The organism is Xenorhabdus lircayensis, assembly GCF_016306625.1.
GTDB lineage: Bacteria > Pseudomonadota > Gammaproteobacteria > Enterobacterales > Enterobacteriaceae > Xenorhabdus > Xenorhabdus lircayensis.
Genome location: NZ_JACOII010000055.1, coordinates 1 through 16,942, shown reverse-complemented (window position 1 = coordinate 16,942; position 16,942 = coordinate 1). Strand labels below are relative to the sequence as shown.

At 43.7% G+C, this 16,942-nt stretch carries 29 protein-coding genes and 2 pseudogenes; 18 read left to right on the top strand and 13 right to left on the bottom strand.

Annotation, left to right across the window (positions count from 1 at the left end):
• Window positions 1–369 precede the first annotated feature (369 nt).
• The 12 genes and pseudogenes from H8A87_RS15920 to H8A87_RS15865 all read right to left on the bottom strand — a co-directional run.
• Window positions 370–468, bottom strand: a pseudogene (locus tag H8A87_RS15920) (M15 family metallopeptidase); the annotation flags it as partial.
• Window positions 455–781, bottom strand: a complete 327-nt coding sequence (locus H8A87_RS15915; protein WP_198690922.1) for a phage holin, lambda family — start codon at window positions 779–781, stop codon at window positions 455–457. The gene H8A87_RS15915 and the pseudogene H8A87_RS15920, both read right to left, overlap by 14 nt.
• A 181-nt stretch (window positions 782–962) precedes the next feature.
• Complete coding sequence (locus H8A87_RS15910) at window positions 963–1,442, bottom strand: hypothetical protein (protein WP_198690917.1); 480 nt, start codon at window positions 1,440–1,442, stop codon at window positions 963–965.
• Between the two features lie 379 nt (window positions 1,443–1,821).
• The gene (locus tag H8A87_RS15905; RefSeq protein ID WP_198690916.1) at window positions 1,822–2,865 is read right to left on the bottom strand and encodes a DNA-methyltransferase; all 1,044 of its coding nucleotides are present in this window, start codon (window positions 2,863–2,865) and stop codon (window positions 1,822–1,824) included.
• A 110-nt stretch (window positions 2,866–2,975) separates the two neighbouring features.
• A complete protein-coding gene (locus H8A87_RS15900) occupies window positions 2,976–3,176 on the bottom strand; it encodes a MarR family transcriptional regulator (RefSeq protein WP_198690915.1) in 201 nt (66 codons plus the stop codon).
• A 227-nt stretch (window positions 3,177–3,403) separates the two neighbouring features.
• Complete coding sequence (locus H8A87_RS15895) at window positions 3,404–3,772, bottom strand: antiterminator Q family protein (RefSeq protein ID WP_198690914.1); 369 nt, start codon at window positions 3,770–3,772, stop codon at window positions 3,404–3,406.
• Complete coding sequence (locus H8A87_RS15890) at window positions 3,765–4,748, bottom strand: DUF7146 domain-containing protein (RefSeq protein ID WP_332460386.1); 984 nt, start codon at window positions 4,746–4,748, stop codon at window positions 3,765–3,767. Before H8A87_RS15890 ends, H8A87_RS15895 begins: the two co-directional genes overlap by 8 nt.
• Window positions 4,745–6,370, bottom strand: a complete 1,626-nt coding sequence (locus H8A87_RS15885) for a DEAD/DEAH box helicase (protein WP_198690913.1) — start codon at window positions 6,368–6,370, stop codon at window positions 4,745–4,747. Before H8A87_RS15885 ends, H8A87_RS15890 begins: the two co-directional genes overlap by 4 nt.
• A complete protein-coding gene (locus H8A87_RS15880) occupies window positions 6,351–7,193 on the bottom strand; it encodes a hypothetical protein (RefSeq protein ID WP_198690912.1) in 843 nt (280 codons plus the stop codon). The genes H8A87_RS15885 and H8A87_RS15880 overlap by 20 nt, the downstream gene beginning before the upstream one ends.
• Before the next feature lie 68 nt (window positions 7,194–7,261).
• Window positions 7,262–7,636, bottom strand: coding sequence for a hypothetical protein (locus tag H8A87_RS15875; protein ID WP_198690911.1), 375 nt, complete (start codon window positions 7,634–7,636; stop codon window positions 7,262–7,264).
• 246 nt (window positions 7,637–7,882) lie between these two features.
• The gene (locus H8A87_RS15870) at window positions 7,883–8,176 is read right to left on the bottom strand and encodes a hypothetical protein (protein ID WP_332460385.1); all 294 of its coding nucleotides are present in this window, start codon (window positions 8,174–8,176) and stop codon (window positions 7,883–7,885) included.
• The gene (locus H8A87_RS15865; protein WP_198690910.1) at window positions 8,166–8,408 is read right to left on the bottom strand and encodes a hypothetical protein; all 243 of its coding nucleotides are present in this window, start codon (window positions 8,406–8,408) and stop codon (window positions 8,166–8,168) included. Before H8A87_RS15865 ends, H8A87_RS15870 begins: the two co-directional genes overlap by 11 nt.
• A gap of 110 nt (window positions 8,409–8,518) precedes the next feature.
• Between H8A87_RS15865 and H8A87_RS15860 the strand changes: the two genes are divergently transcribed.
• The 18 genes from H8A87_RS15860 to H8A87_RS15775 all read left to right on the top strand — a co-directional run bounded on the left by H8A87_RS15860 (window position 8,519) and on the right by H8A87_RS15775 (window position 16,158).
• A complete protein-coding gene (locus H8A87_RS15860) occupies window positions 8,519–9,259 on the top strand; it encodes a helix-turn-helix domain-containing protein (protein ID WP_198690909.1) in 741 nt (246 codons plus the stop codon).
• Window positions 9,260–9,400: 141 nt separating this feature from the next.
• Window positions 9,401–9,562 (top strand): hypothetical protein, encoded by a 162-nt coding sequence (locus tag H8A87_RS15855; RefSeq protein WP_198690908.1) that lies wholly within the window; start codon window positions 9,401–9,403, stop codon window positions 9,560–9,562.
• A 2-nt stretch (window positions 9,563–9,564) separates the two neighbouring features.
• Complete coding sequence (locus H8A87_RS15850) at window positions 9,565–9,780, top strand: hypothetical protein (protein WP_232370306.1); 216 nt, start codon at window positions 9,565–9,567, stop codon at window positions 9,778–9,780.
• 22 nt (window positions 9,781–9,802) lie between these two features.
• Entirely contained in the window at window positions 9,803–10,174 is a 372-nt protein-coding gene (locus H8A87_RS15845) for a hypothetical protein (RefSeq protein WP_198690907.1), read from the top strand.
• Complete coding sequence (locus tag H8A87_RS15840; protein WP_198690906.1) at window positions 10,171–10,497, top strand: hypothetical protein; 327 nt, start codon at window positions 10,171–10,173, stop codon at window positions 10,495–10,497. The genes H8A87_RS15845 and H8A87_RS15840 overlap by 4 nt, the downstream gene beginning before the upstream one ends.
• On the top strand, window positions 10,484–10,780 hold the full coding sequence (locus H8A87_RS15835) for a hypothetical protein (protein WP_232370305.1): 297 nt from the start codon (window positions 10,484–10,486) through the stop codon (window positions 10,778–10,780). The genes H8A87_RS15840 and H8A87_RS15835 overlap by 14 nt, the downstream gene beginning before the upstream one ends.
• A 209-nt stretch (window positions 10,781–10,989) precedes the next feature.
• Complete coding sequence (locus H8A87_RS15830; protein ID WP_198690905.1) at window positions 10,990–11,217, top strand: ANR family transcriptional regulator; 228 nt, start codon at window positions 10,990–10,992, stop codon at window positions 11,215–11,217.
• Window positions 11,218–11,219: 2 nt separating this feature from the next.
• Window positions 11,220–11,711, top strand: a complete 492-nt coding sequence (locus tag H8A87_RS15825) for a hypothetical protein (protein WP_198690904.1) — start codon at window positions 11,220–11,222, stop codon at window positions 11,709–11,711.
• A 10-nt stretch (window positions 11,712–11,721) separates the two neighbouring features.
• The gene (locus H8A87_RS15820) at window positions 11,722–12,504 is read left to right on the top strand and encodes an ORF6N domain-containing protein (protein WP_198690903.1); all 783 of its coding nucleotides are present in this window, start codon (window positions 11,722–11,724) and stop codon (window positions 12,502–12,504) included.
• A gap of 10 nt (window positions 12,505–12,514) precedes the next feature.
• A complete protein-coding gene (locus H8A87_RS15815) occupies window positions 12,515–12,757 on the top strand; it encodes a hypothetical protein (protein ID WP_198690902.1) in 243 nt (80 codons plus the stop codon).
• A complete protein-coding gene (locus H8A87_RS15810; protein WP_198690901.1) occupies window positions 12,754–13,284 on the top strand; it encodes a beta clamp domain-containing protein in 531 nt (176 codons plus the stop codon). Before H8A87_RS15815 ends, H8A87_RS15810 begins: the two co-directional genes overlap by 4 nt.
• A gap of 10 nt (window positions 13,285–13,294) precedes the next feature.
• Window positions 13,295–13,639: a hypothetical protein gene (locus H8A87_RS15805; protein WP_198690900.1), complete on the top strand. Its 345-nt coding sequence runs from the start codon at window positions 13,295–13,297 to the stop codon at window positions 13,637–13,639.
• Window positions 13,636–13,860 carry a hypothetical protein gene (locus H8A87_RS15800; RefSeq protein ID WP_198690899.1) on the top strand — a complete coding sequence of 75 codons (225 nt, stop codon included), beginning with the start codon at window positions 13,636–13,638 and terminating at the stop codon, window positions 13,858–13,860. Before H8A87_RS15805 ends, H8A87_RS15800 begins: the two co-directional genes overlap by 4 nt.
• Before the next feature lie 34 nt (window positions 13,861–13,894).
• On the top strand, window positions 13,895–14,095 hold the full coding sequence (locus H8A87_RS15795) for a hypothetical protein (protein ID WP_198690898.1): 201 nt from the start codon (window positions 13,895–13,897) through the stop codon (window positions 14,093–14,095).
• Window positions 14,085–14,402: a hypothetical protein gene (locus H8A87_RS15790; RefSeq protein WP_198690897.1), complete on the top strand. Its 318-nt coding sequence runs from the start codon at window positions 14,085–14,087 to the stop codon at window positions 14,400–14,402. Before H8A87_RS15795 ends, H8A87_RS15790 begins: the two co-directional genes overlap by 11 nt.
• Before the next feature lie 5 nt (window positions 14,403–14,407).
• Entirely contained in the window at window positions 14,408–14,683 is a 276-nt protein-coding gene (locus tag H8A87_RS15785; protein ID WP_198690918.1) for a pyocin activator PrtN family protein, read from the top strand.
• Between the two features lie 525 nt (window positions 14,684–15,208).
• Window positions 15,209–15,499: a hypothetical protein gene (locus H8A87_RS15780; RefSeq protein WP_198690896.1), complete on the top strand. Its 291-nt coding sequence runs from the start codon at window positions 15,209–15,211 to the stop codon at window positions 15,497–15,499.
• Between the two features lie 245 nt (window positions 15,500–15,744).
• Window positions 15,745–16,158, top strand: a complete 414-nt coding sequence (locus tag H8A87_RS15775) for a DUF2628 domain-containing protein (RefSeq protein WP_198690895.1) — start codon at window positions 15,745–15,747, stop codon at window positions 16,156–16,158.
• Between the two features lie 117 nt (window positions 16,159–16,275).
• Here the strand turns inward: H8A87_RS15775 and H8A87_RS15770 are convergent.
• A pseudogene (locus tag H8A87_RS15770) lies at window positions 16,276–16,884 on the bottom strand (DUF1266 domain-containing protein); the annotation flags it as partial.
• Window positions 16,885–16,942 lie beyond the last annotated feature (58 nt).

The following is a 16,942-nucleotide window of genomic DNA, read 5'->3' as shown; positions in this document are numbered from 1 at the left end:
TGCTCATGGCTCTGATGGCGTGTGGGGCATCTCTGGCGGCATATTCAAATGTCTCGCCGAATTGAGTAGCAAGGGTGCCGTGTAAACGGATTGTGCGAAGCGGGGTATCTATATAAGCCATAATGACCTCATAAAAACAAAAAACCCGCCGAATGAACTGACCCCATAAAGTTGGACAGTTGATTAAGCGGGTTGGTGTGGACGATTATTTATGTAATTGGTTCAGCCGGCAGATCTTCACAGCCCTATCTTTCTATATCCTGCGTTAGCTGGCTTCTGATTCAACTACCTTTTAGGACACACTAATTTAAAATTAAGTAAGTTGTTTTGGTCATCATCACTTACTATAACTACAGGTCCATGCTCCTTTAAGGCAAGCGCACGACGAACGACCGCCACCAAATCAGGATGGACGCCCTTAAGGTTATTTTCACTGCGCTGGCTGAACTTGAAGTTATTCGTTGCCATTGTTCACTCCCGCTCTTTTCTCTGCCGCCTTACGCAGCAATTGACCGATAAAGTCCGTTCCCAGATAGCCAATCACCACACTGCCGATGTAGGCCAAATCAGGATTCAGACCCATCAGGTTTAAAACATCACGGATGAACCAGGCGAACATGGCACACATAAAGGCGTCGATAGAGACCTTTAGCCAGCCTCCACCGTGGTAGCGACCCCGGAGGAATGCCATTGTCCCTGCCAAGGCAGCACCGATGCCTTGCTCTCTTATTGAGACGAGCCAGTCACCGAGATGCACCCACAAATCAGGATTTTCTTTCATCTTCATATTCCACCCCATTGAGCAATGGGCGTCCGTGGGGTGAGAGAGTCGCCCCTGTGAGTAGGTTAAAAGGATGCCGTTATCGGGATTCCGATATCGGATAAGTTTCAAATAGTTAGGATGCAAATATGAAAAAGGCCGCATTTAGCAGCCCTACGTCAATTAAGACAGACTAATGATTTTATTTTCGTAACGTCATGTTATTGATTGTCATTAATACACTATCTTTAATAGCATCACAGAATTCTGTTTTATCATCATCAAATAGGTAGATATCTTTATGCCTCTGATGCCCCTGTTCTACACGAGCGGTCATTTGATTGCCGTCAATAAAAAGTTCTACATTAACCAGCACGGTATCACCACCCCTAGGTGAATCATCAATTACTGTTGCGATGATAAATTTAAGATGATAATCAGAGGTTAGTTTTATGTTTGATGGCATTTTCTGTTCGAAAGCGTATTCAGACATAATACCAGCCATGACATAAGGCTTCGCAACTCCTTGTGCATCTGTCCATGATTCATTATCAAGCGCTAATGAATGCTTGTACGCTTCAATCAGTTCAGTCGCTTCTTTGTAAATTCGATTGGTGTTATCTTGGCGTATTTTATCAACACTTATCTTTCTTTCGCGTATTGTTTTGTAGGTAACAGACATAAACCTTCCTTCATTACAGTTAAAAATGTTCATTTTGCCACCTACGTGATTACATTAATTTGACTAAACTCGCGCTTCGAAGAAATACAATGAAGGAAAATATGACGTTAAATAAAGACGTAGCTTTTCAGTAGTCCGGAGATACTGAACTCTCCGGTATTCCCGGTGAGTTGGGTATTCTCTACACCATCCCGAGGTGTTGCTCGAAATGGTTGAAAATACAATTAATATATTGATTTTAAATGAAATTAAGCATTGATCAGTGCTGCCTGAGTTGAGTTGTAAAACCCTCGAATTCGGGGGAATTAAAATATTCCTCTGAACATCCCCGACTCTTGCGGGATTTTGAACTACTGCATTTTTTGCAGGAGTTGAGTTGTCAGCTCAAAGTTGACTGTTGTTCGTTGATTTCCCGCTCAGTCTGCTTAAACCGTTCTTCTTCCAGTTCAACGCCCAGCACCCGACGATTGAGTTTTATCGCTGCTTTCAGTGTTGCCCCTGACCCCATAAAGAAATCTGCCACTACATCCCCTTCCCGGCTGCTGGACTGGATAATATGTGTCATCAGGTCAGATGGCTTTTCGCAAGGGTGTTTGCCCGGATAATACTGAACAGGTGAAAAATGCCAGACATCGGTATACGGCACCTCAGCCGTTACTGAGAACGAACGGCGCAACAAGCCGTATTCCGGCCGCAATTCCTCATACTGACGTGACAAGGTCAGGTGAGATCCCACCAGCTCATAATGCGGCTTGTTCAGTTCCCCACACTGGTGCTTCTCTTGGGCGATACGGGCAAATAACACCTGCAGCTTTCTATAATCTTCTTCGTTCGGCAGTTGCCATTGGCTGTCACTGAACCAGTGACTGGCCATCTGCTTTCCCGTTGCCTCATGAATTTCTTTCGCCGTCACACCCAGAGCTTTTCGTGCATGACGAAAATAATCGACCAGCGGTTTAAATACCGACTGTTTCAGTTCCCGGCATTGTTTGAAATAGCCATCACCTTTCGGATGATAGGGGCCTTGATAATGTTCGGCAAAAATAATACGTTCCGTGGCGGGGAAATACATTCGCAGGCTTTCTTTATTCTGCCTGCGCCATGGCCCCGAAGGTTTCGCCCAAATAATATGGTTTAACACGTTGAACCGTTCACGCACGAGCAGCTCGGTATCGGATGCCAACCGCGAACCACAGAACATGTACAGGCTGCCGTTCGGTTTCAGTACCCGCCAGAATTCGGCCAGTAGTTCATCCAGCCACGCAAGGTATGCCGTGACATCTTCCCACTGATTGTCCCAGGCACAGTCTTTTACCCGAAAGTACGGCGGGTCAGTAGCGATCAGGTCGATGCAGTTGTCCGGTAACGTTTTGATAAATTGCAGCGAGTCGTCGTTAATTAATGTGATACCACTTAAATTCACAATAGTTTTCCTGAATCGACGCTGACTTGCTTTCTGGAAAGCCACGAGGTGAAAGGCTGGCGTTATCCAACCCACCCGCCGCCCATTTCACCGCTTAAGAAGTTGCCTTATTAAGGACAACGCTTGAAAAAAGCATCGCTGTCCCGGCTTTCCATCAGGCCAGCCAGACAAAATTGAGTTAAAAGTAATTGGCAACGGGGCCTTGATAGCCCCGTCAGGGTAGAAATGTCAGAAACAGACACCCAGTCATACACGGGTACAGTTTCTAAAACACAGGCGGCTGCTGTTGTCATATCTTCATGTTTTAGCATGATAATTTTAAACCTTTGGTCAGTTATTGTGCATAGACACACATGTAACTCTGACCGAAACGAACAGCAAGTCTTATGTTTATTTTAGGTGTAAAAAAACCCCGCCGAAGCGAGGTCTTGAAATTCAATAAGCTGTGTGACACTGCTATCACTCTTATCACAATATACCGTAAATTTCGTTACGAAAAGCTTTTATGGCACTTTTCTTTTGATATTTCTTTATGTATCTAAACATCCATCTCCAAAGTAACCTCCGTCATGATTAGACAGGCTTCTATAAAGGTTTCTGCGACCATCAGTTTTTGGCGTATTTTTCCCTCAGAGCATTTCTTTTGTCTGGCTATTTCGGATTTCGAAATGTCGTGAATGTAATGCAATTCGATTAATTCAAATTCATCCTTACGCCCGACTTTGATTAGTCGCCCTACTGCACCATCTACAGCAATACCATCGTTGTCACAACAAGAGGGCCTTGATTTTGAGGTGGGAGACAACAACCCTTTGAAGCCTGCCGCGATAGGAGAATAGTAGATACTGCCGTGTCCACTTGCTGCCCATCCACCCCAGCACTCTAATACCCTCTGAATATCACGCATTATTTTTCTCCCGCTGTTTCTTCATAAAGACTAACTCTCTGGCCTCATCCCCGTTCTGGAGCAGGTCGTTAAAATCCCCGATGTCAGGCCACCGGACGCTGACCTTTTCAATATCGTTATTTGCCACCAGATTCTTGCGGGCGCACTCATGGGCGGCGGCATGGCCTGTGGCGCTCCAGTCATTATCTGCAAAGACGATGAGGTGTTTAACGCCCATCGGGGCGATAAATTTCGCCATATGCCCGGCGTTCATGGCTGACCACGTGTTGACGCCGTACACCTGTTTGCAGGACAGGGCGGTTTCGATGCCTTCTGCAATCCCCAGCGTTGAATCCACCGGGAACAGACGGATCGCCACTGATTGGGTATGCTCCAGATAGCTGTCTTCCTGTAATGAATTCATTTTCTTCTGTGGGGTGATGTTGGCTTTTTTATCCCCGTCAAGGTAAGTGCGGTGCAGGTAACAGAGCTGCCCTTTTGAGTCAGTGGCGAGCGCCCATATTGCCTGCAAATGCCCCTGATGCGTAGGCTGGTCAGGGCAATACCGCACATTGTCCGCAGGTAAAACATGAATACCCCGGTTCCGCAAATAGGACTCGCCCGGTGTCCCTTTCAGGCTGAGAAGATTGGGGTAACAGGCGGTGACCTTATTTCTGAAAGCGGTGATATTAGTTTCTTTTTTCACGACACTGCGCTTGTCGGACTGGATACCCAAAAAAGCGTCGATCTCGTCTGCCAGCGTTTTAAAGTCCTTGTTTTGTGTTAGTCGAAGTAATGCCCACCCATCACCCGCACCGCAAACACAAATCCAAGAACCATCGTTATCTTTGTTATCAATACGGAATTTGCCTCTCCGTCCACATATCGGGCACTTCCCTTTAAAATGGTGCTTGCCTGTGACGGGCGGTAATTTGTAATAAGCGAAGATTTCAGGCCAGTGCCCATTAACCGCCTTAGCGGTTTTTATTCTGTTCACCGTGTGTCTCCCTGTTGTGAGGATGTACTGAGGCTTTCACGCAGCTTGCGTACCTTCTGGCAGGCGGACTCAAGGCGCATCTCCTGTTGTTCGTGGCTGGACGGTTGTTCCGCTTTCTTGCGGGATTTAGCCCACGCAATCTGTTTATGCCTGATAAAGTTGCTTACTTCGGGGGTCAGTTCCTGCGGGGTGCCATGCAAACCGTTAGGCGGAACACCGAACTTCTCTCTAAACGTATGGAATACCCAGCCGTCGCTAATAACCTTGCCTTGGGTGGCACGCTGGTTCTGGTAATATTTCAACTGGGAAAAAAAACTTTGCTTTTCGGCCTGCGTGTAGGTGCGCTCTTTCAGGCTTAACTTTTTCAGGCCGCGAGTGGTATCGACATCAACATCTTCACCTGTCAGCGGCTTAAAGCCACACTTCGGGCAGACATAGACACCCGCAGGCTTCATGTAGTGACAGGACGTGCATTCTTTCGGCAATTTTTCCCGCTTCTCCTGCTCCCGGTAGCTGGATTGGGTTTTCATGCCGTCGTTCTTGCGGGGCAGTTCGTCATATTCGATGCTGTCGGGGTAGCCGAGGCGGTGAACCGAGCCGGAGTGATCCAGAATAATAGCCCTGTCCTTGCCCGGAGCCGGACGCAGTGATCTGCCGATTGACTGGAGCCAGCGGATCTCAGATTTAGTCGGTCTGGCATAAATGATGCAGCGAACATCGCTGTCAAAGCCTGCCACGAGCACCCCAACATTGACGATGATTTTTGTTGCGCCCTGTTCGAAGCGATGGATGATTAACTGCCTTTCATCGTGGGGGGTGTTGGCCGTCATCACCTCAGCATTCACCCCGGCACGATTGAATTCGAGGGTGGTAAAATTGGCGTGACTGACATTGACACAAAAGCAAACTGTGGGCTGGTTTTCGCCCAACTTGAGCCAGCTACTGACCACATCACCGACCAAATCAGCACCACACATGATCTCGGCGATTTCGTCTTCCTTGTAGTCGCTGCCGTACTGTGAACTGGTCGAGGATTTGACGCCGGATAAATCAGGTTTAGTGGGCGCATAAAACTCATAAGCACTCAGGTCCCCGCGCTGGATTAATTCCTTAATCGTCGTGGGCTTTATCAGCTTTTGATAATAGTGACCGAGGAACGGCGAGAAAGGGGTTCCTGATAACCCGATCACCTTGCAATCCGTTTCTGACGTTAACCGGGTAATTTCTTCCAGTAGCTTTTTGCGTTTCAGGTGGGCTTCATCAATCACCAGCAGGTCAATATCCTCTGGGAAGTCACGGCGGATCAGGGTGTCAGCCGACGCAATCTGAATCAGCTTCGACGGGTCCTGGTTGGGATGATCACGCCAGATATAGGCGATTTCCTCTTCCGGCAATCCATACTCGACAAAACGTTGCGCAGTCTGATTTATCAAGACGGTGAACGGGCAAATCATCATGACTTTCATCCCCTTCGATACAAAACCATTGATGATGAAGGCGGATAAGCCTGTTTTGCCTGCGCCTGTCGGGGCGTACACCATGAAAGAATTAAAGTTTTTCCAGTCCTGACGCAGCAGGTTTAAAGCGCGTTCCTGTGCGAAGTTAGGCGTTATTTCTAGCATAAGCACCTCTCGCATGCAGTTTTTGGGTCAAAGCGATCTCTGGATTAACAAATCTCAATCGGTAACTAAGGGTGATTGGATTGATGTTGTGTTTCTTTGCCATTTCAGTCAGAGGAAGAGTTTCCCCAAATGCGGTAATCCAGCGGGTCTGACGCTTGTTTGCATTTTGAATTTTAATTGTTGTCCAACGGCAATTTTCAGGGTAGTAACCCTTATTAACATTAATGCGGTCAATTGAGTGGCTTTTACTTGGCTTAAATCCCATATCACGAATGAAGATATCAAATGACTTAAGCCATTCGTCACACATCTTAATGCCACGCTCACCGTAGTTTTTATATTCTGGGTTATTCTCGTTATAACAGCGCTGTTTGATTGCCAGCCAACAGTCATACTCCGATGGTCGTTTTCCACCTTTCAAATATCCATGCTCGGTGATCTTCTCCATCATGTAGCAACCGCATGATGTCGATACCCCTTTAATAAGCAGAGCTGCTGTGGTTTCGTGGTGTTTTCCACACTCACATTTGCAAAGCCATAAATTCTGCCGCCCCTTTTTACCTGCGATTTTAATTGCAGTGAGCCTATTAAATTTTTGCCCAGTCAAATTATGGGGTCGTCCTCTAGATGCTCCCCTATGAGCCGCCGTTGATTTTTCGCTCAAACTTGCAGTCTGTTTAATTCCGCTGTCTGCCGTGTCATAATCGACAATGGACAAACGCTCTCCGGTGTTGTCTTTAGCTGAAACCGATACTGCTGCGCTCGCCAAAGTTATGCAGTTCGGTTTCTTGCTTCCCCTTACATTTCCATTCTTATTTAACATTGATACCCTCACTTGAATAATTTCCACTGCCAGAGCACAAGCCTTTCCCGGTTTCATTGAGCCATTTGCTAATACTTAAATTGGGTGGCACGGATCACATCAACCCCGTTCACGCTGTAACGCAACGGCCGCTTGCCATCTTTGAGCAGAACAAAGCCGGATATGCCCGATGGCAACTCGCTCAGTTTCAGGAGCGAACGCTTACGGGGAGATCGGTTATCCGCTTCGATAGCACAGCGTCCACCCGCCCGTGTAGTCACCAGATAATCAACACGCCCCCGACGACCATCGCTTAACCCAGTGACCGTAAAATTCTTTTCCAGAAACCAGCCCTGCTCACGGATCTTTGCAGTCAGTACAGCTTCAAATTTCTGCATGTCGGCAGCAGTAAAAAACTGTTCTTCCAGTAAGGTGATTAATTTTTCTTTCAGCTCAATACTCATTTTTATTCCTCTTTATTTTCGTATCACCTTGCTAGTACAAGGCTATTTTTGGGTATGCCCTTAAGATCTACACCTACCTAACCTATGTACTCCCTACTGAGATCTACTTAACCTATGTACTCTGTCCTTGGCTGTGCCTTACCTTTCTGAACTCTCCAGACCCCCCTACCCCCCTGGTTCTCTTCCCTATCGGAGTACTAGTAAACTGATACATTGGTGTACCTCCCAGCAAGTGCAACATCAAAACTAAACTGACTGATTCGCTGATACTGTTTTGGGCTGGGCCGTGTAACCCTGTGCGGCCCTCTCATACTTCACGACAAACTCCCTGAGCCGGATATTGGCTGCCCGTCGTGCGGCGTTGTCTTTCTGGTACGACACCGCTTCGTCGTCCCATGCTGCCTGATAGATTTCTGAATACTTCGCCGTGATCTTCGCCCGTGTGCTGGCTCTCAGTTTCGCCAGCATCTCCTGTATCCATGCGCCATCGTCAGGGTAGAAATGCGATGGCATTTGAACCGCGATGTAATTAGGCCTCACGGCGGCTTGTCTCCCTCGGCGGTGGAAATACCTTGGGCAGATCGGGGCGTAGTTCGTGTTTGTATGGAATATCAGGGTTGATATGACAAAGAATCGCCACATCTTCTGGTACTCCACGTTTTTTCCACTTACCCACCGCCTGACTACTTCTCGGTTTACCTTTTCTTGGGAACGCATGACCAATAGCGGCATTCGTTTTGTAAATATTTTTTAATATTTCATATAAATTCATTCCATCACCTACAATGTAACTATAGTATCAAATCAATCTATCAAAAAGAACCCAAAGTATCAACAAAGAATGCTACTTTAGTTTCCACCGACGATGATGAGGAGTGATACATGAAAGACATAAAAACCGTAAGAGATGCGGCTAATCTTGCAGTGAGATTGCTCGAGCGCAGGAAAGAACTTGAGTTAACCCAGCAAGAGTTAGCGAGTAGAGCGAAAGTAACAAGAGTAGCCATAAGCAAAGCCGAGCAGGGATTAACAAAAACATTTAATGCATCCACGTTAATTAAGATAGCTAAAGCACTAAAAATCGATCCAATTTGGCTACAAACAGGGGAAATCTTACAGCATGAGATTCCGGGCTTGGACACCTCACCTGAACAAGCACCCGCAAACAATGCCGATTTAATAACACAGGAGAATATATGTTCTACAAGGCAGCCTGCATACAGATACAAATATCCAAAAATCAACTGGATACAAGCTGGAGCCTTTGCGCGTAATGGCGATGATTATAGTGTGTATGATATAGATAATTGGTACGATTCAGTAAAATGCGCAGGAGAACGAGGTTACTGGTTAGATGTAAAGGGTGACTCCATGACCGCCCCTTCTGGCATCACCTTTCCCGAAGGAATGAGTATCTTAGTTAACCCAGAAAAAGATCCATACCCGGGGTGTTATGTCATAGCTGAGGTGAAAAGCACTAGCGAAGTGACGTTCAAGAAGTATGTTGTTGATATAGGAAGGGAGTACCTCAAACCACTGAACCCAAGTTATCAAATGATAAAAATGGACGACAGCATAGGAATTATCGGTGTTGTAGTGGATGCTAGGTGGGATATTTTTTAGTTAAAAATCAATTATAACCGACGGAAGTCGGTTTTTTTTCGCCATGAAATGAATCTAAAGTATCAAAACCTCTTGACACCAAAAGATACTGTAGTTACATTGAGTCTGGAAACCAAAGTATCAAGAAGGTAAATATGAATCATGAAAACTTTTATCTTTGCAGCAATTGAGCGCTCCAACATGGAGCAAACGCGACCTGTCAAAATCAAATGCGTTGCTGAGAGTTATCAGCAAGCAAAGAGAGCGTTGTCTGGTTTTTATATCACAGCGTGGGCTGGTCAGATTATTAATCGAGGAGAATAATAATGAGTGATATGAAAACAAAAATATCAGTTGGTGATAAATCCACTTTACAGAACGCACTGGAACTTAATAAAGAAATACTAGCTTTAGTAATGTCATTATTAACCGCCGTTGAAAATGAAACTGATGCAGATACTCACGCAATGTTACGTACGGTGCGTCGGTTATCAGCAACTCAAAAGTATGAGCTCACTAAATTAAGCAATAATTTAAATTAAAAATAAAATTTCAGGGTGGGATATGAACAATAAACTACAAACAGCCGTCGAGATTGCGGAAGAGATTGAAGCATCAATATTTCCTGTAGTTACCGCAACTCAAAATGAAGCTCAACCGGATACTCATTTAATGTGTCGTGGCGTGCATCGTAAGACATGTGATTTAGCTCAACGATTAAGGGAGATAAATAAAGATTATATCATGTCAGATAATCAGGCATTCAGTGAATTAGAGGGAGCAGTGTGCGAAATAGAAACCCTAAGAACATATATTTGCTTATTAATGGATACAAGTAAAGAATTGGAAGAAGCACAATTACTCAGTATTGCATTAGATGCAGTGCATAAAATAAGTCAAGAAATAGCACGAGTCCGTGGAGTGGAATATTCATGAATAACATCTACAAGCACACTCGCGTTAGTAATATTCGAATATCTGAAATGAGCGATAAAGATTTACAATTTTTATCATCATCAAGCGAAGAGGTTATTTATTCAATAACAGACGGAATGAAGTCTATTGCTAATTTAGCAAGCGTGGCAGTTAAGAGTGAAGAATATTCCAAAGATAATGTTATGACTGATCTTAGTAGATTGTCTCGCCTGTTTTCGATGTTACCTTTTATTATCGAAGCTGAACATGAAAATCATTGTAATGCTATCGCTGAAATAAAAGAAAGACGGCAGATAATAAGGAATGACCATGAAAACGCTTAACCCCATTGAAACCGCCACCAACCAAGATATCAAAATTGAACTGCGTGAAGTCTATGTCGTTCGTGGCGCTAACAAGGATTATTTCAGCGAGCAAGGGGCACTGAATAAACTGGCCTACGCTCGAGCACAAAAGCAGTTTGATGCAGAGGGTAAAGAAAGTAACTTTCCTGACGAAGAAGTTACGCTAGAAGATGGCACTCCCGCAACACGTCGCGGAAAGATGCGCCCTGAGTTTATGGGAACGGCAAGCACAGGTACTGGAAGCACTGAAAGCCGATGTTAAGCGGGAGAGAGAAATAATCCGAATTAAAAAGGAACATACAAAGGCAATAGTAAAATACAGAAAATCCCAAGATGAATTAATAGCGCTGGGAAATAAGCTCTCTCAATTACAAAAAAAATAAAATAACAAAACAAATTTTAATTACAGTGCCAGCACTGGGGAATTTCTCATCCTAAATTCAGACTGATTACAAATAAAAGGAAATAACAATGAAAAATAGAACCTATACAGATTTTGCTAATACAGCCATCCAGAAAGAGAAAGAAGAAAAGTATGACCTTGCAGCCATATATTGGGGAAAAGCCAGAGACGCCGCCACCAGCATTAATGCTCAATTGTGGTCTGAATATCGCCAAGAGCATAACGAAAAAAGACATTCATTACATGAAGGATATTCAACGGCAATAAGAACCCACATGAAAAAACAAGGGGAATAAAAATGAATACCAAAGACATGACACCAAAAGAAGTTATCGAGTATTTAAAAGAAAATAACAAGGGTTGCCCCGCTTGTCTTTTAGATGAAGAAAGAACAATAACCAACTACCCACCTTTAACCGATGCGGAAAAAATGGAATGTGCAGAGTACATGGTGAAAAGACAAAGAACCCTTATTGCCAGAGAGTACCTAATTTCATGCGGTGAGCGATTTGGAAAACTTGAAAACGGGAACTTTATCTTTATTCATGGAGATCGCGGCGTTGAATTAGATATCAGTGTGATTGAAACACTGCTTATTCACCAAATAGAAAAAACAATTCTGGAAGTTAATCCAGTCGAAAAACACATCGCGTTGTGGCGTTTCTACCTCAGTAACGAAGCGAACGAGAAAGAAAATAACTCCACATGGATGCGCGATTTTATCGATGCCGTATTTATTGACGGCTTCAAATTCCTTACTGCTGAACCAGCATCACCAACCGCACATTAAGAGACAGAACATGGCTAAGAAAAACGAATTAGTAACCATCGACTCAAACAGGCTGCCCGTGATCGAATGGCAAGGTGTCCGTGTCGTTACTACGGAAACCTTAGCGGCTGGCTATGGTGCTAGCACAAAAAACATTCAAGACAATCTCTTGAACAATAAGTCACGGTTTATTGACGGCGTCCATTATTACAAGCTCGAAGGGGATGAATTACGTCAGTTTAAGAAGGTACCCGATAACATCGGGTTGGTTAGTAAACATACAAGCCAGCAGATTCTATGGACTGAAAAAGGCGCTGCCCGCATGTCGAAAATCGTTGATACCGATGAGGCATGGTCTTTCTTTGAAAAGATGGAGTCCGCTTATTTTCATCAGCGTAGACCTGAACCTGTTTCAACTGAACTCTCCCGTCTGGAAATTCTCCAGATGGCTATCGAGTCCGAGCAGAACTATCTGACTGAAAAAGCCAGAGCCGATAAAGCAGAGCGCACCAAATCACAGATCAGCCGCAGTCGTGAAGCTAAAGCCCTCGGCAAGCTCGGCGCTGTCACCCGCAAGTGCAAAGAACTGGAAGAACGCCTGGGTGAAAGCACAAAACACGCAACCATTACAGCCGTGCAGAACGCCACAGAAAAAAAATACCAGTACGCCCCACTCCGTAAATGGTGCCGTGAAAACAACATAGAACCGACAGAAGCTCCCGATCCCAGATACGGGCACGTTAAGTCATGGCCTGCCGAAGCATGGCTGGCTGTCTACGGGGCTGATCTCAAAAAACTGTTTGGCAAGAAATGAGGTGATGAAAATGGAACAGACAAAATACATTGTGACCTATCTGGCTGATTATCCCTGCGGGCATCGCCACACGCTGCGAATTGCTATGGACGCGAATGACGCGATAGAGGCTATCGAGAAATCACATGCTGCACTCACTGATGATCGGCTGATATCAACTAACCACACGCTCTTCTCTGTCATGCCGGAAGGATTTAACGAAAACACGATTACCCGCTTGGATGTATGCTCAAAAACGGAGGCAAAGTCATGATCATTGACTCCTGTATGTTACGTGCGGCTTTGGTTTGTGTTGCTAAAAACGACCCACGTTATTATCTGTGTGGGGTGCATATCACTCCTCAGTATCTAGAGTCATCAAACGGTTTTGTAGCCTTCCGGTTAGAGCACGGCATCAACACGCGCCGTAAAGTCATTACCCGGTTTCACGGGAAGATCCCCAAAAAGGCCGACACTACAGAACTGCATTTCACCAAAGAACCTTATGCCGTACACAGGGATATTGCCGGGGTGAGAGTGGGTTTTACAGTCTTATCCATGCTGGATGGTCGCTTTCCCGATTTAGACCGGGTTATCCCAAAGAAAGTGGAAAATGTTACTCCCCAGTTTCAGGCTGAGTTCCTGACCTATCCCCAAAAAATGTTTGGGGATGATTCGAGGTTCATCGCTGTTTCCATGCATCCATCCGGTATGACTGAGGGGTGTGTAATGAAGTTCAGCGACAACATTAACCAACGCTATGGCAACCCTCAGCTTGTTGTCATGCCATGCCGGATATAGGGGGATCACAATGATAACGAAAAACTTTCGTCTCAACGCGCTGGCTAACTCTTATTCAGCCGCTATCTATCACGATATAACAACCCGCAACGGTGGTGATCACTTTACGATGCAGGTCGGAAAAACAGAAATTAATGTCGCGATTATCGATGGTGTAAAAGGTATTCGTGAACTGGTGGACAGTTACGCACTGGAAGCACTACAGCAGAATTACCCGGCATGGGAAATTATAGCCATTAACCTGATGGAAAAATGCGTAATCAATGGACACCTGACAGGCCACGGGCGTGAGATATGGCAAAGCATGATCAATGACATGGGTGACACACTGGCCGCTAAGGGGGCGTTTCAATGACTGAGCAGCGCCGCCAGATGGTGGACATTAACGACGTCATTGTCAGAACGGTAGTCCACATCGACGACGGCAGGGATTACACGCAGCAGATCATCCACCACATGAAGCGTAACTTTTACATTCACGAGGGCATCTGCCCTCCTCGGCCACCAGTCCCCAAAGTGGCAGGCGTGAAGATAACGCCAGTGAAGAAAGGGCGTAATAAGCGAGGTAAAGAATAATGTTCAAGATTAAGCAACCAGAGGAGAAGCGGTCATGAGCAAAAGCCTGATGGATACCGCCGTGACTTGGGAGGTAACCAAATACCTACTGGCAGAAAAACATGATAACGAGATGGTGCTAATCATTAATGAGCTTGACGAGATGATTGATCAAACGATTCGTAATGCTATGCACATTGCCCAGCGAGTGAGTTTTGAAATAAAGCAGAGGGAGGAAAAAAGCCATGACCAATAATTCATTCCACCTCACACAGATAATTGCTTCGGCTTGGAGTCACCCTGCTGATATCACCGAAGCAATATGGCAAGCCGGATACCGCAAGCCAGAACGGAATGCAGAAGAAATAGCCACACTCACGATTGAAGCCATGGAAGGGGTGCCCGACGAGGTGCCCTACAGCTTAAGACCAAAAAATTTGGATGACATTCTTAGTTGGGAACTGAACAACATTATTTTTGATGCGACATGGAGTAATAAGGCGACACCTGCGGGGGTGGCGAAAATAATATTGGAGAACGGGTATCGGAAAGGAGTTGAATAATGAAGATGAACACAGCACTCTTATTAATGGCAGAGTTTGAAACTTCGCAAATTCCGTTATCAGACATAGCGGTAAGGTACCTCAAAATGAGTCCCGGAACAGCAGAACGCAAAGCAAATGAAGGAAAGCTGGACATTCCTACCTATAAGTTAAATAACAGCCAGAAATCGCCGCGAATCGTTCATGTGAATGACCTTGCTGCATATATTGATCAGCAAAGAGCACGGGCTGTACAAGAATTGGAGAGAATACAGTTTAAAAGAGTAGAAAAAACAAATTAATCAAGAAGTCATCAAATTCTACCCGGGTGCTGTTATCATGGCACCCCAATAGCACCCCTTAATAATGTAAATATATGATTTTTATATACAGTAAATCCCATCTAACATGGGTGCAACAGAGAAGCGGGACGGTTTGAATGTATGGGCTTGTCCGCTGATTTCAGGGATATTTTTAACTTCTTTAATTTCGTGCATTTGGGATCTATTTTTGCTTTTTCAGTACACCAGATAAAAGGTGTTTCAGGATACTAGGGATTACGTGAAGCGGCGCAGTATACCATAGCTGAATGTTCAGGCACAGAATCAATGTCAGTCAGATAATGCGCTACATATTTAGAGCGATAAAGAACCACCTGTAAATTACTTAATAAGAATATTATAATTATAGAAAATAATTCCATAAATAAAACATAAAGACTTTCATTGTCATATCTTCCTACAACGTCATCATATATTTATCATATTTCAATTAGTACCACCTGTGGATTGTTTATCACCACATTTTCAAAAAGTTTTGGGCAGATATTGACAGGAACACTGCTGGCAGGACTGTTTTTCATCATTGTTCAATTGCTGCTCCCTTTCGCTACCACGATCACTCCCAATTCTCAGAAAGGAAAAAACGGTGGCATTATGATTGGGGGATTGCTGTTAGTTATTTTATCCGCAAAGACAATTGCAGGGTTATTGAATGGCTGGCTTGGTGTTGTTATTGCTAGCTTAGCAATTTGTATCATTAATTTGGGAATATGGTTTTATATGCACAAATATGAAAAGACTAAATTTCACTCAAATGGTATAAATAACCCAAATTAACTATCAATAGTGTAATCAATAATTTCACACTTGTATATAAAAACAGTATTGATAATAATTAACTCAGTGCTTTAACATTAGCATCTTTGATATACAGGGAAGATTATTTGTTACTTAAAGGAAATAATTAAAGTAAATATTATTAGAAATCACCCCTAAAAAAACAGGGTGATATGTGGTTGTTTTTATCATTAAAATAATCACTATAATAGACAGTATGTAATAAACATAAATAAGGAAAAAAAATGGATACATCTAAGTATTCCGAAAAATGGCAAGAGCGTTTTGAATTCTTTGAAAAAAATGGTGCACCTTCCTCTAAAGAACACAAAGAAGCTTTTAAAAAACTATCTGCTTTAAAACGTCTTAAGATAAATATGAACTTCTTTGCTTTTTTCTTTGGCATTTTCTATTTCATTACAATTGGAATGTGGAAAAAAGGACTAACTATACTTGGAATTGGATTCGCTTTATTTTTTGCCTTTATAATTTTTAGTATGATAGTACCGATACCTCCTGATTATGCAGAAATTATTGGCACAGGACTAGGTACAGTAATGGCAGCACTGTACGCTATATCAGCTAATTATGCTTATTATCTAAAAGAAATAAAAGGTGATGATAGCTGGAACCCATTTAAAGGTCTCAGAATGATCTAAAAGATCATCGAATTGAATTAACCAATTTAACTTTATACCCTTCATCTCTTTAATTGCCGTTTTGTTGGCTGAAATTTAAGAGATGAAGGGTATTGTAGTTATTTTAAAAGCATAGAGTTAGTGCAATATACGAATTTCAGTATGACTATCATCATCCAGCATTTCGTCGTTTTGCTGATTTTCCATCTGATCTCGCAATATGGAATTGACCACATCAGCAAAGCCATCTTTCATATATTGCTCCATAAAAATGCCTTTTGAATTTGGCCAAGGTAATTGAGCCATAGGCCAATCACAATGTTCTTTATAAAATTGGAATTCTTTCAAACGCTTTTTCACCGTGTCAAAATCTCGGCTCCAATAAGCATTACCTAGCCGATAATTCGTATAGAACACATCAAAGCTGTCAAAAATTTCATAAGCATAATCGGCTGTTTTGAGTATATTTTTCCAAGCTATTTCTTCACTGATATAACCCGCAGCAAAACAGTTTCTGCTCAGTACAATTGCCCGCCAAAGATCAAATCCCCAAAGCAAAATTAGAGGACGTCCATTAATTGAACGAGAGCATTGTTGTACATATTCAGGCGATTCTTCAATCAAACTGCCAAGCACCTTAAACATTTCTCCATCGCTAAAAACTGCATAAACGGCAAAACGTTCAGAGTGCATTCCCGCCCACAAATCATGCAATATTTTCCAATAATCTTTTTCATCAAGAACGCCCCAACTTTTGTAGACTTCAGATTGGTGAGGCTCGGTATCAGGTCATGTATTAAATGGT

What these genes read in the sequence shown, in the direction of transcription:
- H8A87_RS15860 (WP_198690909.1), top strand. Translation starts at nt 8,519, where the DNA reads ATGAAAGACATAAAAACCGTAAGAGATGCGGCTAATCTTGCAGTGAGA.
- H8A87_RS15830 (WP_198690905.1), top strand. Translation starts at nt 10,990, where the DNA reads ATGAAAAATAGAACCTATACAGATTTTGCTAATACAGCCATCCAGAAA.
- H8A87_RS15895 (WP_198690914.1), bottom strand. Translation starts at nt 3,772, where the DNA reads ATGCGTGATATTCAGAGGGTATTAGAGTGCTGGGGTGGATGGGCAGCA.
- H8A87_RS15915 (WP_198690922.1), bottom strand. Translation starts at nt 781, where the DNA reads ATGAAAGAAAATCCTGATTTGTGGGTGCATCTCGGTGACTGGCTCGTC.
- H8A87_RS15835 (WP_232370305.1), top strand. Translation starts at nt 10,484, where the DNA reads ATGAAAACGCTTAACCCCATTGAAACCGCCACCAACCAAGATATCAAA.
- H8A87_RS15825 (WP_198690904.1), top strand. Translation starts at nt 11,220, where the DNA reads ATGAATACCAAAGACATGACACCAAAAGAAGTTATCGAGTATTTAAAA.
- H8A87_RS15815 (WP_198690902.1), top strand. Translation starts at nt 12,515, where the DNA reads ATGGAACAGACAAAATACATTGTGACCTATCTGGCTGATTATCCCTGC.
- H8A87_RS15865 (WP_198690910.1), bottom strand. Translation starts at nt 8,408, where the DNA reads ATGAATTTATATGAAATATTAAAAAATATTTACAAAACGAATGCCGCT.
- H8A87_RS15820 (WP_198690903.1), top strand. Translation starts at nt 11,722, where the DNA reads ATGGCTAAGAAAAACGAATTAGTAACCATCGACTCAAACAGGCTGCCC.
- H8A87_RS15805 (WP_198690900.1), top strand. Translation starts at nt 13,295, where the DNA reads ATGATAACGAAAAACTTTCGTCTCAACGCGCTGGCTAACTCTTATTCA.
- H8A87_RS15850 (WP_232370306.1), top strand. Translation starts at nt 9,565, where the DNA reads ATGAGTGATATGAAAACAAAAATATCAGTTGGTGATAAATCCACTTTA.
- H8A87_RS15855 (WP_198690908.1), top strand. Translation starts at nt 9,401, where the DNA reads ATGAAAACTTTTATCTTTGCAGCAATTGAGCGCTCCAACATGGAGCAA.
- H8A87_RS15785 (WP_198690918.1), top strand. Translation starts at nt 14,408, where the DNA reads ATGAACACAGCACTCTTATTAATGGCAGAGTTTGAAACTTCGCAAATT.
- H8A87_RS15900 (WP_198690915.1), bottom strand. Translation starts at nt 3,176, where the DNA reads ATGCTAAAACATGAAGATATGACAACAGCAGCCGCCTGTGTTTTAGAA.
- H8A87_RS15840 (WP_198690906.1), top strand. Translation starts at nt 10,171, where the DNA reads ATGAATAACATCTACAAGCACACTCGCGTTAGTAATATTCGAATATCT.
- H8A87_RS15800 (WP_198690899.1), top strand. Translation starts at nt 13,636, where the DNA reads ATGACTGAGCAGCGCCGCCAGATGGTGGACATTAACGACGTCATTGTC.
- H8A87_RS15790 (WP_198690897.1), top strand. Translation starts at nt 14,085, where the DNA reads ATGACCAATAATTCATTCCACCTCACACAGATAATTGCTTCGGCTTGG.
- H8A87_RS15875 (WP_198690911.1), bottom strand. Translation starts at nt 7,636, where the DNA reads ATGAGTATTGAGCTGAAAGAAAAATTAATCACCTTACTGGAAGAACAG.
- H8A87_RS15795 (WP_198690898.1), top strand. Translation starts at nt 13,895, where the DNA reads ATGAGCAAAAGCCTGATGGATACCGCCGTGACTTGGGAGGTAACCAAA.
- H8A87_RS15775 (WP_198690895.1), top strand. Translation starts at nt 15,745, where the DNA reads ATGGATACATCTAAGTATTCCGAAAAATGGCAAGAGCGTTTTGAATTC.
- H8A87_RS15910 (WP_198690917.1), bottom strand. Translation starts at nt 1,442, where the DNA reads ATGTCTGTTACCTACAAAACAATACGCGAAAGAAAGATAAGTGTTGAT.
- H8A87_RS15885 (WP_198690913.1), bottom strand. Translation starts at nt 6,370, where the DNA reads ATGCTAGAAATAACGCCTAACTTCGCACAGGAACGCGCTTTAAACCTG.
- H8A87_RS15880 (WP_198690912.1), bottom strand. Translation starts at nt 7,193, where the DNA reads ATGTTAAATAAGAATGGAAATGTAAGGGGAAGCAAGAAACCGAACTGC.
- H8A87_RS15845 (WP_198690907.1), top strand. Translation starts at nt 9,803, where the DNA reads ATGAACAATAAACTACAAACAGCCGTCGAGATTGCGGAAGAGATTGAA.
- H8A87_RS15810 (WP_198690901.1), top strand. Translation starts at nt 12,754, where the DNA reads ATGATCATTGACTCCTGTATGTTACGTGCGGCTTTGGTTTGTGTTGCT.